A 12951-nucleotide genomic window follows, 5' to 3' on the forward strand; every position below is an offset into this window, starting at 1 on the left:
TTCACAAAATATATCGACTACAAAATTTTCACATCATGATACAAACTGAAAATCTGACAAAAGTTTTCCAAACCGAAGAGGTGGAAACAACTGCCCTGAATGAGGTCAACTTCAACGTAAAAAAAGGTGAATTCGTGGCCATTATGGGACCGTCGGGTTGCGGAAAATCGACCCTGCTGAACATCGTTGGGCTGCTCGATAATCCATCGTCGGGTTCCTATATGTTCGACGGTGTTGATGTTTCGCGCATGCGGGAAAAAGACCGGACCCAGTTGCGTAAAGGAAACATCGGCTTTGTCTTCCAGAGTTTTAACCTGATTGACGAGCTGACTGTTTTCGAAAACGTCGAAATGCCGCTCATCTACCTGAAGATGAAAGCATCGGAACGCAAAGAACGCGTCGAGAAAATTTTGGAACGAATGAAAATCAGTCACCGCCGGAAACACTTCCCGCGACAGCTTTCAGGAGGTCAGCAGCAGCGCGTAGCCATTGCGCGGGCCGTGGCAGCCAATCCGGGCCTCATCCTCGCCGATGAGCCCACCGGTAACCTCGACTCCAACAACGGTCTGGAAGTGATGAATTTGCTATCGGAACTGAATGAAGAGGGAACCACCATTGTGATGGTAACTCACTCGCAGCACGACGCCGATTTTGCGCACCGCATCATCAACCTGTTCGACGGTCAGATTATTACAGAAAAGCATAACAGATAGGTTCTTTTTCATCCATAAGACAAACTAGCAGGGATGGTGCAATTTCCGTTTGGATTTTGCCCATCCTCTTTCCCATTTTATCAATTAGCTTACAGTGAACAGCATGTGCTGACAGGAATCGTGAAGAAGGAAAGCTGAACACAAAACCTTGTCCCATGAAGCAACTTCGTTACACCTTCCGCATATTGAAACGGAATCCGTTGCTGGTTTTCGTTACCCTTCCCGGCCTGGCATTCGGACTGGCGGCTTTTCTATTGCTCTCGGTTTATGTTCGCCATGAATTAAGTTACGACCAGCAATTCCCAACCAAAGACCGCGTTGTCAGATTGTATAACTCTATAACACAGCAAAATTCTACTGAATCCTCTCCTCTTTCGCTCCGCAGTGCATACACAGAAATTCCTGCGAAAGTTCCCGGAATCGATGCGGCGGTACAAATCTATCGCGGCTGGAATGTGAATGTGGAAAGGAAAAACAAACGATTTGAGAAGAACAAATTGCTGTATGCCGATCCCGGCTTTTTCGATGTGTTTGGGTTGAATTTGCTGGCCGGAAACAAGAAAACCGCTTTGCGGGATTTGAATTCCGTAGTATTGACTGTACCAGCGGCTAAAAAGTTTTTCGGTACCACGAATTGTGTCGGAAAAACCCTCACCATTTCCGACCAGCCGTTTACCGTAACGGGCGTTATAAAACAGCTGCCCACAACCACCCATTTTCATTTCGATTTGCTGGCCAGTATGTCATCGGTTCACCCGGAAAAATTTGGTGGATTTGAATTCTTCACCTACTTCCTGCTAAACAAAAATGACAACCGGAAGCAGACAGAAGCGAAGATCAATGCGCTGAATGACCAGCTGATGAAGCCGCTGGCCGACATGTTCAATTTGAAAGCAAACTCGGGAATAGAACCGCTAACCCGTATTCATCTGTACACCAAAGCTGATTTCGATTTATCGGAAAAAGGAAGTCTGAGCAGTATCTATCTCATTGCCGGCCTCGCCTTTTTCATCCTGCTCATCGCCATGATCAACTATATTAACCTCTATGTCCTTCACGGTGAAAAAAGAATAAAAGAAATCGCGTCACGAAAGGCACTGGGAGCTGATAAGTGGGCATTGGCCAAGCTGTTTTATAACGAAACGGGAATCATTAGTTTCTTTGCCTTGTTCCTCGCTTTCTGGATTACGGAACTGGCCCGTCCGTGGTTTGCTCACCTGATGCAGCGCTCGCTTCCGGCTTCCGACTTGTTTTCTCCTGCCGGGCTTCTCATCGTCGTAGCTTTTCTCATTTTGCTCATCTTCGTCAGTGGAGCCTATCCTTCATTTCATCTGTCCCGAATCAATCTGGTAACCGGACTGAAAGGTCAACGGGAAAAGCAACGCAAGAAAAGCCCGTTGTCCATCGCTTCGGTGATTGTTCAGTTTTCAGTGGCGGTATTCCTGATTACTTCCTTAATCGTTATCCATTCCCAAATTTCCTACCTGAAAGATATTCCGTTAGGTTTCAATGTTTCCCATGTCATCGAAATCTCTGGCATCAACAAGGATACCAAAGCGCACGCTCATGCCATAAAAGAAGAACTCTGCAAATTTCCATTTGTGGAAAGTGCTGCAGCTTCCATACATCACATGGGAGGAGGCTTCAGTGGTCAGGGCTTAAAACTGTATGCAGATGCATCGGGCAACCTCAAACCGATTAATGAACTCCGAATTCACCCAGGATTCGGGAAAACAATGCAATTGCAGCTCCTTCATGGCCGTTTCTTCGATGACCGGGAAACTGATCGCATGGGCGTTATCCTCAACGAAGCCGCTGTAAAAATGCTCGGCTTGAAAAATCCTGTCGGAAAACTGGTCACCATGTACAAAGACCCGATGAAGATTATCGGAGTCGTTAACAATTTTTACTATGACTACGGCAGCAGCAAAAAAATTGCACCGCTGATGCTGACTAACTATAGCGATAATGTGAACTGCTTTTATCTCAGGGTTCCGGAGAAATTTACCAAAGCCGAGCAAAAGCAGGTGGCCTCCATCTTTCAGCAATACGATCCCAACTTTATCTTCAACACTTACGAAATAACGAGTCGCTACAATGCTAAATTTGCCAATGAAGAGCGGGTGATGCGGTTGGTTTCAGCCGGAACCATGCTCGCCATCATCATCAGTTTCATGGGTATCATGGCGCTGTCGATTTTCACCACAGCTCGCCGGACTAAGGAAATTGGCGTACGCAAAGTGATGGGAAGTTCGGTGCAGGAAATTCTGCGGCTGCTGCTTTTTGATATGCTCATTTGGGTAGTAGCTGCCATGCTGATAGCTTTTGCTGCCGACTATTTTGCATTGAATCATTGGCTCAGCAACTATGCGAACCGGGTTTCGCTGCATCCCGGTTATTTTATCGTTAGCGGATTGTTCGCCCTGCTTGTCGCCACTGCCGCTGTTGGTTGGCAAAGCTGGAAAGCCGCTACCCGCAATCCTGTTGACGCCCTTCGATATGAATAAACATTAATGCATTAAACATACATCATCATGATCAACCTGAAGAAAATCTACAAGTATTACGACAACAAATACGAACGGACATACATCCTGAAAAACGTGAACCTCGATGTAGCGGAAGGCGATTTTGTGTCGGTGATGGGGCCCAGCGGTGCCGGAAAATCGACCTTGCTCAACATCATTGGACTGCTCGATGATCCAAACGAAGGAGAATACTTTTTCCTTGAACAACCGGCTCATCAATTAAATGAAAAGAAGAAAGTCGACTTTCATCGCCATCATGTGGGCTTTATCTTCCAGGCTTTTCACCTGATTGAGGAGATGACCGTTTACGAAAACATTGAAACTCCGCTCTTTTACAAGGGAATGAAAAAGAAAGAGCGCCAGGCAGTAATCGCCGATTTGCTCGACCGCTTCAATATGGTGGCAAAAAAGGATTTATTCCCGCAGCAACTGTCGGGTGGGCAGCAGCAACTGGTTGGCATTGCCCGCGCCATCGCCGGTAAACCCAAACTTCTGTTGGCCGACGAACCTACCGGAAACCTTCATCACGACCAGGGAAAAATGATCATGGACTTGCTGAAAAAACTGAACGAAGAAGGTATGACCATCATTCAGGTAACGCACAACCAGGAATTTGCCAACTATGGGAAACGTATCATTCGACTGACCGACGGAGAAATCGCGGAAGAAATCGCCAACAGTTAAAGTCAGGCGTTCTTGCTATTTTTACTGATATACCAAACTAAACCGACACGAAACCATGCTACGAAACTACCTGTTGGCAGCGATTCGCCATCTACTGAAGAACAAAATGTTCACGGCCATCAATGTCCTTGGACTGGCCATCGGGATGGCGGTTTCGTTGCTGATACTGAACTACGTGAATTTCGAGTTCAGCTATGATAATATGCACCACCTGGCCAATCGCATTTACCGGGTGGAGTCGCGTTTCTATGAAGGCAATACCCTGACCGATGACTGGCCGACTAGCTCGTTTGGTTATGCCCCGGCCATGATGCAACATATTTCCGGAATCGAAGATGCTGTTCGTGTCGATATTCACGAAACAGAACAGATTGTTAGTTACCACGATAAGCGTTTCCGCGAAAGCGATGTCACCGTAACCGAGCCTTCGTTTTTCCGGATTTTCGATTTCCCATTACTGGAAGGCGATCCAAAAACAGCACTGGAAGGCCCTAACAAAGTGGTGATTACCCAAACAGCTGCACACCGTTACTTTGGCGACGAAAATCCTATCGGTAAAATATTGAAGTTCAGCACAACCGGCTCGATTAAAAATTGCGAGGTCACCGGCGTTCTGGCTGATCTGCCGCCCAATTCCCATTTTCATTTCGACTTTTTCATTTCGTGGGAAACACTACCCGAATGGATGAAGAACTTCTGGTACCTGCACGAAGTGTACACGTATGTTTTGCTGCAACCAAATGTGTCGCCGACCAGTATCGAAAATGCCTTCCCCAAAATGGCCGAGCAGTACAAAACCCTGCCGGCACTGAAGAATAAAACCTGGGCTATTCACCTCAACCCGCTGCGGAATATTCATCTCACTCCACAGAAACAATACGAGCGCGAAGCCAAAGGGAACCGAAATGCCGTGAATGCTTTGATGCTGGTGGCACTGGCTATCCTGGTGATTGCCTGGTTCAACTACATCAACCTGACAACCGCCCGGGCTTTGGACCGTGCCCGGGAAGTCAGTGTCCGCAAGGTCTCCGGCGCATCAAAAAGGCATATCGTCATTCAATTCCTGATGGAATCGTTGCTGGTGAACGGCGTAGCTTTGTTGCTCGCCATCGGAGTCATGTTGGTTTCGGTGGGCTGGTTCAATCAACTGACCGGCAAAAATATTCCTTTCCAGCTCTGGGCCGATCCCACTTTCTGGATTCCGATTGTAATCGTTTTCCTGGCCGGAATCTTTATTTCCGGATTCTACCCGGCATCCATACTCGCTTCCATTAAGCCGATTTCCATCCTTCGCGGGAAAAGCAAACAGTCAAAAGGCACCGGCACCATGCGAAAAGGACTCGTCATTGTTCAATTCGTGGCCTCATTCGTTTTAATATTCAGTACGATTGTGGTTTACCACCAGTTGGATTATATGATGAACCAACCCACCGGCGTGGATATCAACCGCGTGATGGCTATTAAATTTCCAGCACAAACCGATGATTTACAGCAGAAAGTGTTGAGCTTCCGCAAGGAAGTAAAAAACTTCACTGCCGTGAAAAATGCCACGATTTCCAGTGCCGTACCCGGAATGGAAGTAGCGTTTTTCGCTTCGAACCACCGGGCCGACGACCCTAATATGCAAAACCGGTTGTACGAAATGCTGGGTGCAGACGACAACTTCACCTCAACTTTTGGGATGAATATCATTGCCGGGCGCGGCTTTTCGGAAGATTTTGGCGACGACCGGAATAAATTGGTGGTGAACGAAGAAGCATTGAAACTACTCGATCTTCCGGATAACGAAGAATCCATCGGCCGTCGGGTAAGCATAGAAGGCGAAGAAGAGCCGTTCGAAATTATCGGTATCATGAAGAATTATCATCAGCAATCGCTGGTGAAGGCTTACACGCCGATTATGATGCTTCGCTACGACCGCATTCCATGGATTCCTCCTCGCTTTATTTCTGTAAAAATGACGGGAAATCCATCGGCGAAAACCATGGCTGACATCCGGAATTTGTGGGAGCGCTTCTTCCCACAATCCACGTTCGATTATTTTTTCGTCGACCGGTTTTACGAACAACAATACCAGTCTGACCAACGCTTTGGTTCCGTATTCGGCTTTTTCTCGGCATTGGCGGTATTCATTGCCTGCCTGGGATTGTGGGCGCTGGCCATGTACTCGGGCGTTATTCGCCGGAAGGAAATTGGCGTTCGCAAAGTAAACGGCGCTTCGGTTGGTTCTATCATGACCATGCTCAACGGCGACATCCTGAAATGGGTGATTTCGGCCTTTATTGTAGGCATTCCCCTTTCATGGTACCTCATGCATAAATGGCTTGAAAATTTCGCCTGGAAAACTGCTTTAAGCTGGTGGATTTTTGCTTCAGCAGCTATGTTCACCCTCGTAATAGCCATAGCTGCTGTAAGCTGGCAAAGCTACAAGGCTGCTAACCGCAACCCGGTGGAGGTTTTAAAAGAAGAATAAAACAAAAAGGGAGGAAATCGAATTCCTCCCTTTTCTTTTGTCGTATCCTGAATAACTATTCCTTTAACAGGAAGTTGAAATTATCTTCATTGCTTAGCTCCAATGGCTTTTGATCCTTTTTGAAAATTCTTGCCGTGAGTTTTCCAATCAGCGAAAGCTTCCCATCGTCGTATTTCAGCATGGTTCCTTCGCGTAAGCCGACCACATATGTATCCGGATTAATTTCCAGAAATTCTTCGATGCGCTGCTCGCGGGTTTCACCGGCATGTCCATCCGGATTCTTATCCTGGTAATGAGGATTGATCTGGAACGGAACCAACTTCAGGCAGTCAAATCCCAGTGGATCAATAATGGGCATATCGTTGGTGGTGCGTAGTGTGGGACAAGCCACATTCGAGCCGGCACTCCAACCAATGTAAGGCATTCCGTTGGCCACTCGTTTGGCAATCGGCTTCATCAGGTTGTTATCGTGCAGCATGCGTACCAACTGCCAGGTGTTTCCACCACCTACAACAATAGCTTCGGCCTCTTCCACGGCTTTTACCGGATCGTCGTAATGATGAATTCCACGCACGTGGTGCCCTATTTCAGCAAAACGCTGCTCTACTTTCGCTTCGTAATCATCGAACGAAAACGTAACCGCCGCGTAAGGAATGAAGAGTGCTTTTAAGGGTTTATCGCCAAGGAATTTCTTGATTTCATGTTTGGGGTAATCGAGGTATGGCTCTCCGGCCATCGTCGAGTTACTGATGAGTAAAAGTTGCATAGCTTTATTGATTCGATTTATTTTTTCCGAAACGCAATTAAGTCAAATTCAGGGAATGAAAAAAGAAGGAATCACAGGATTATGGTCGAATTATTCAGGTAAACCGAACTAAAAACTAACCAGGGTGATGCCCGCCGTAAACGGATAGAGCACCGGGCCGTGACCTTCTTTGAAAAACGGAACCGGTGAATACTCTGCAAACACGTTGAACCATTTATATCCCATCCGAACGGTGTAACTATAACGGTACTCGTTCAGGTACAATTCGTCGCGGAACTTCACCTTTTCACTGATACCTGCCTGATGGTACTTGATTTTCGTGTGACTTCCCAGTTTGTAGCCGAAAACCACACCTCCTGATATGAAAAACCGTCGCTGGAAATGTCCTACGGGAATCTGAAACTCGAGCAGCAGCGGAATCCGGCCATAAAACGTACTGAGTTTGGATTTCCGCATCTCCTCATAATCGGGATAGATAGGCTGAATTACCCCGTTGGCATCCGCTTCGATGGTCACCTCCGGATTGAAACGATAATCGTCGAAACACAACCCCAGGCCGGTCACCAAACCGATAGCATCGTGATAGCGCTGCAAACTGATACTCTTCTGCCAAAAGTTAACCTGGTAGGAAAACGAACGCCAGATTTTCAAATTCATAAATCCATCCTGTGAGGGAGGATACGCTGAATAATCCTTTTGCAGGAATGAGTTAATCCCCAGGTGAAAACCACTCCAGTGACCGGAAAAATTACGATCCCAGAAGCTTTTGTACTCATCCTGGTTTCCCAGAAAATCGTTAATGGAAACAGCGTGGCGAGGCTTGGCCGGTACAATCGTGATCGTATCGTTTTGTTGCGCAAAAACGACCGGCGAAAACAACAATGCTGTTATTGTGACTATCAGGTATTTTCTTGTCATGGACCGAGGTTTGTACAAATTTAACTCAAAAAGCAGCAGAAAAAAAATGGGCCGGAAGCAATCCGGCCCAGAGTCTAAGATGTTTCGATGTCTTTCATTACCAGTTTACCAGCCCCAAACCAATGGTGAAGGGATACATTTCCGGTCCACGTCCACTTTCGTAGAAAGGCGTAAAGTAGTATGTGGCAAACAGGTTAATTCCCTTGTAACCAATTCGGGTTGTTGCCCCGTAACGGAAGGGTGAAATGTTGAAATCATCCCGGTTTTTATCCTTGGTGCCGCCATGCTTTACCTTGGTATGCGAGCCCAGTCTCAATCCACCAATGACTCCTCCGGAAAGGTAAATCCGCTTATAAGATTTGTTCACAGGAATCTGGAATTCCAGCATCAAGGGCGCTTGCAAATACAATGTATTGAGCTTGGTTTTCTGCAGGTTGTCATAGGTCAGATAAACAGGCGCTGTAGTACCGTTGTCATTTACTACGGTGTTTTTGTTGGAAAACCGGTAGTCATTCCAGTTCAGGCCCAGACCGGTGACCAATCCAATGGTGTTTCGCTCCTTTTGTAAACCAATGCTGTACCGCAGGAAGTTAATGTTTACTTCGTACGATTTGTTGTGGTTCAAATCCATCCAGTTGGCATCCGGGAAACCGGCATACGTAACGTTGGCAAATGAATTCACACCCATCTCGAAGAAAGCCCAATGCCCTTTGAATTTAGGGCGGTGTCCGGTCCACTTTTCAAATTCATCGTCGTCCAGGGTATCGAAATCGACATAGGAGCCGCTCCAACCGTCAACAAAAACAATTGTCCTTCGCCCCAGTCGAATTTTCACCGTGTCGTTGTCGAAAGAATTCACATCAACCGAATTATCGCCGACCTGGACGTTGGTTTTACCCATTCCGTCTACCACGGTTACGGCGTTTTTCCCAAGCACTTTAACCCGAACGGTATCCTGTGCCATCATATACTGAGTGCTGAACATGAGCAGCATGAAGCTCAGAAGTATTCTACCAAACATAGCTTTTTGTTTTCGTTTTGTGGGTAGGACGAACCGCTGCCGGATTTTGTTACAGCTTAGCGGTTTTTATTCACCGGAAGGGAGAAAGAAAGCAAACGACTGTGAAAAGAGATAGCCTTTATTTCGCCGTCATTGTCCCGTTTTCCGACCAGCCGATCGCCCGATGCCCTAGCTATCAACTGGAGTCCGCCCAGCGCAATGTTATCGGGCGAAAGCAGTTCCCGGTCGTCACTATGCAACGAGCGTTGGAGTTTCCTGTCGAGCAGGTCTTCCACCGGAATTTCATCCGCCAGTGCTTTTTCAGTGTCCTGATAATCGAGCACCATTACCACTTTTTCGGGCTGCACATCAAACCGGATGACCTTTGCTTTCATGGGTTCCGGGATGTTCATGGCTATCCGAACGGGTTCGGGATGCTCTTTTTTTTGAGGTATCGGTTTCGCTTTCGCAGGAAGAATTTCTACGACCTGCACCGGTTTTTCCCTGACGATCTTTTCTTCGGGTGAATGACCCGGTTTATCAGAAGCATTCACTTTTTCCTTATCGGGAACTGATTTCGCAGGAGTATCCGGAACCAAAGTTTCCGCGACTTGCGGAGTCATTTGCTGCTGAACAGGTGCGTCTTTTTCGGGATAGAAAAGAAAAATGCCCAGTACCAACACGGCAGCGGCAGCAACACTCCACCAGACTGGCAGTACGCGGGTTTTTCTCTTCAGTTTTGTCTTACCGGGAAAAACAATTGCGGAATCCGGTTGCAGTTTCAGCCGGCCAAACTCGTTGACCGTTTCTTCTGCTTCGGGGTGACTTTTTAGCCAGGTTTGAAAAGCTGCTGTTTCTTCTTTGGAGAGGTCACTTTCCGAAAGCGCTATGGCCGCGGTTTCCAGTCCTTCCGGTGTATCGAACAGAGATTTATGCAACGATTTTTTTCCCGACATGGAAAGTTCTTCCGGCTGAAGTACAAACGAAGAAATTCCTTCCTCGTCAGGAGCCAAACGGGGATGCTCCGCGAAGAAAGCTTCCAGCTCCTTCCGCGTTTCCGGATCCAGGTTTCCTTCCAGGTAATCCAGAACAAATTCCTCGTAATTTTCAGTCGTTATCTTCATTACACCACCACATCAATGCTACCGATGTACTTCTTCAAAAAAACACGGGCCCGGTAAATATACACCTTGACCTGTGCTTCGGTTAAACCGGAAATGTCGGCAATTTCCCGGTAGGAATAGCCTTCATAATCACGTAGCAAAACCACGCTGCGTTGTTTTTCCGGTAAACGGGATATTGCTTCATGAAGCACCTCCTGCAAATCGGAAAAACCGTTTCGTTCGTAGCGGATGGCATGTTCCGACGGGTCGCCAATTACCTCGCGGTTGCTTTTCCGTATCCGGTCAATCATGGTATGATAAGCCGTGGTAAAAAGGTAGGTTTTCACCTTCGTTCCGTCAATATTGTTACGATGCCGCCACATCTTTTCGTAACTGTCCTGTACAACGTCCCTTGCGCCGTCTTCGTCGTGCATGCTTTTCACGACAAAGCGGTACACTCTGTCAGCCCATTCATCTACTGCGCTGTTGTATTCATCAAGGGTCATCCGGTCAGGCTACAATTACTTTTTCGGGGTAAGACGATTGTTTCCTGTTAAAGTTACAGCTATGGTCTGTTTTTTTCAATTTCCTTATTCGGAGAAAACAAAAAAGGTTGCCCTGACTAGAGCAACCTTTCTGTATCTGTCTGTTATTGCCATTCCTTAATCCGGCATTTTATTTGATTCAATTACGCTAATAGCCTTTTGTAAGGTGGTATCAATCTCTTTGATGATGGGATAGAAACCTTCTTCACCCAAAATATTCCGGGCTATGTAAGCGTTGAGTTGTGTCTTGATTATTGTTCCTGAAATCTTCAGCCCTTTGCTGTCACGCGGAACACCGTTTTTCGCAGCAAACCGGATGAATTTTGCAAATACATCCTGTTTATTCAGGTAAGCCTCCATCGCTTTCGCATCTTTCATTTTCGAAAGCAACTCGCGATGGGCATCGGCATAATCGAAGGCATAACGGTAAACCAGGCCTTTCGATGTAATCTTTCCATAATAGTCGGAAAAACCGGTTGTATCAGCCGGAACAAACACATCGGGCATGATTCCGCCTCCGCCGTATACTACTCTTCCGAGGCGGGTATGATACTTCAACGAATCATTGAAGTGAATACTATCTCTTTGCTCGAACTCACCGTGCTTAAACCGGCGTGCAATATCCTGGTAGTAGGCTTTGTTACCTTCGTCATACGGTTTCTGGATACATCTGCCGGAAGGCGTGTAATAGCGGGCTACCGTTAATCGCATAGCGGAACCATCGCTGAACGGAATCTGTTCCTGCACCAGTCCTTTTCCGAAGGAACGGCGACCAACAATTAATCCGCGGTCGTTGTCCTGAATGGCTCCGGAGAAAATCTCGCTGGCTGAGGCCGAAAACTCGTCAATCAGCACCACCACTTTTTTGCCCAGCATGCTGCCTTTACCGTCAGCGCGGAACATCTTTTTCGGTTGGTGCAATCCTTTAGTGTACACAATCAATTCTCCCTTATCGAGGAACTCACTCACCATCTTGATGACCGCCGCCAGATAACCGCCCGGGTTACCACGCAGGTCGATGATGACATTCTGAACACTGTCCTGGTTCAATTTGTCAAGCGCCTTCATGAATTCAGCATACGTATTTTCGGCAAACCGACCTACCTTCACATAACCAGTATTTTTATCGATCATGTACGAAACATCGACGCTGTAAAGCGGAATATCGCCACGGGTAATATCGAAGTCGATCAAATTGGGAATCCCCCGGCGGGCAATGGAGACCTTTACGTGTGTTCCTTTTTTGCCGCGCAGTTTCTTGATGACTTTATCGTTGGTAATTCCCACTCCGGCAATGGTGGAATCGTTCACCATCACGATGCGGTCGCCGGCCTGGATACCCAGCTTCTGGGAAGGTCCGCCGGAAATCACATCTACCACGGTAACGGTATCGTTCTGAATGGAAAACTGAACACCGATTCCACCGAAATTACCCGACATTTCCTCGTTCACTTCCTTCATGTCCTTCTTGGGAATGTAGGTTGTATGCGGATCGAGTTGTTTGAGTATATCGGGGATGGCGTTGTTCACCAGTTGTTTTTCGTTCACAGAGTCGACGTAATAGTCGTTGACCAGATTCAAGATGAGATCGATCTTACTATTGCCCGGCGACTTAACGTGGTCGAAAGCAGATTGCTGCCGACGTTGCAGGACGATCCCGATAAAAATTCCAACTATGATGGCAAACGCCAGTAATACCGGGGTCCATGTAATTAACCTTCTGTTCTTCTTATCCATTTTGTTCTATCTGTCTGTTTGATTCCAAATCTATCTGTACAATTTCTATCGAAGCCCTTTTCAACAATTCAATGCCATCGTTCAGCCGGTACGAATCGGAGAAAACCACCCGGCTGATGCCCGCCTGGATAATCAGTTTCGAGCATTCGAGACAAGGTGACGAGGTGACGTACAATGTGGCACGTTCGCTGCTGTTGTTCGACTTGGCCACTTTGGTAATGGCGTTGGCCTCAGCATGCAACACGTACGGTTTGGTTTTGTTCTCCTCGTCCTCGCAGTTGTTTTCAAAGCCTGATGGGGTACCATTGTAACCATCCGAGATGATCATCTTGTCTTTCACCAGCAAAGCTCCTACCTGCCGGCGCTTACAATACGAATTTTCGGCCCAGATTCGAGCCATACGCAGATAGCGATAATCCAGTAACGCTTGTTTGCGACTATTCGTTTTATCCATTCAATGCATTAATTTACTTAATAACTGCAC

At 47.0% G+C, this 12951-nt stretch carries 11 protein-coding genes; 4 read left to right on the top strand and 7 right to left on the bottom strand.

Annotation, left to right across the window (positions count from 1 at the left end; all coding sequences use genetic code 11):
• The first annotated feature begins 35 nt into the window (after positions 1–35).
• The 4 genes from AC060N_RS20340 (at position 36) to AC060N_RS20355 (ending at position 6398) form a co-directional block, all read left to right on the top strand.
• Positions 36–713 (top strand): ABC transporter ATP-binding protein, encoded by a 678-nt coding sequence (locus AC060N_RS20340; protein ID WP_106540916.1) that lies wholly within the window; start codon positions 36–38, stop codon positions 711–713.
• A gap of 155 nt (positions 714–868) precedes the next feature.
• Positions 869–3220, top strand: a complete 2352-nt coding sequence (locus AC060N_RS20345; protein WP_479525310.1) for an ABC transporter permease — start codon at positions 869–871, stop codon at positions 3218–3220.
• 27 nt (positions 3221–3247) lie between these two features.
• Positions 3248–3925, top strand: coding sequence for an ABC transporter ATP-binding protein (locus AC060N_RS20350; RefSeq protein ID WP_479525311.1), 678 nt, complete (start codon positions 3248–3250; stop codon positions 3923–3925).
• 55 nt (positions 3926–3980) lie between these two features.
• Positions 3981–6398, top strand: a complete 2418-nt coding sequence (locus AC060N_RS20355) for an ABC transporter permease (RefSeq protein ID WP_479525312.1) — start codon at positions 3981–3983, stop codon at positions 6396–6398.
• A gap of 55 nt (positions 6399–6453) precedes the next feature.
• On the opposite strand, the gene pepE is transcribed toward AC060N_RS20355, so the two are convergent.
• The 7 genes from pepE to AC060N_RS20390 form a co-directional block, all read right to left on the bottom strand.
• Positions 6454–7164 carry a dipeptidase PepE gene (gene pepE / locus AC060N_RS20360; RefSeq protein ID WP_479525313.1) on the bottom strand — a complete coding sequence of 237 codons (711 nt, stop codon included), beginning with the start codon at positions 7162–7164 and terminating at the stop codon, positions 6454–6456.
• A gap of 108 nt (positions 7165–7272) precedes the next feature.
• Positions 7273–8082, bottom strand: a complete 810-nt coding sequence (locus AC060N_RS20365) for a hypothetical protein (protein ID WP_479525314.1) — start codon at positions 8080–8082, stop codon at positions 7273–7275.
• Positions 8083–8179: 97 nt separating this feature from the next.
• The gene (locus AC060N_RS20370) at positions 8180–9103 is read right to left on the bottom strand and encodes an outer membrane beta-barrel protein (protein ID WP_479525315.1); all 924 of its coding nucleotides are present in this window, start codon (positions 9101–9103) and stop codon (positions 8180–8182) included.
• A gap of 56 nt (positions 9104–9159) precedes the next feature.
• Positions 9160–10206 carry a hypothetical protein gene (locus AC060N_RS20375; RefSeq protein WP_479525316.1) on the bottom strand — a complete coding sequence of 349 codons (1047 nt, stop codon included), beginning with the start codon at positions 10204–10206 and terminating at the stop codon, positions 9160–9162.
• Complete coding sequence (locus AC060N_RS20380) at positions 10206–10691, bottom strand: RNA polymerase sigma factor (RefSeq protein WP_479525317.1); 486 nt, start codon at positions 10689–10691, stop codon at positions 10206–10208. The genes AC060N_RS20375 and AC060N_RS20380 overlap by 1 nt, the downstream gene beginning before the upstream one ends.
• Positions 10692–10847: 156 nt before the next feature.
• Positions 10848–12467: a S41 family peptidase gene (locus AC060N_RS20385; RefSeq protein WP_479525318.1), complete on the bottom strand. Its 1620-nt coding sequence runs from the start codon at positions 12465–12467 to the stop codon at positions 10848–10850.
• A complete protein-coding gene (locus AC060N_RS20390; protein WP_479525319.1) occupies positions 12460–12921 on the bottom strand; it encodes a dCMP deaminase family protein in 462 nt (153 codons plus the stop codon). Before AC060N_RS20390 ends, AC060N_RS20385 begins: the two co-directional genes overlap by 8 nt.
• Between the last annotated feature and the right edge of the window lie 30 nt (positions 12922–12951).

This window comes from Prolixibacter sp. DSM 2831, from assembly GCF_056493735.1.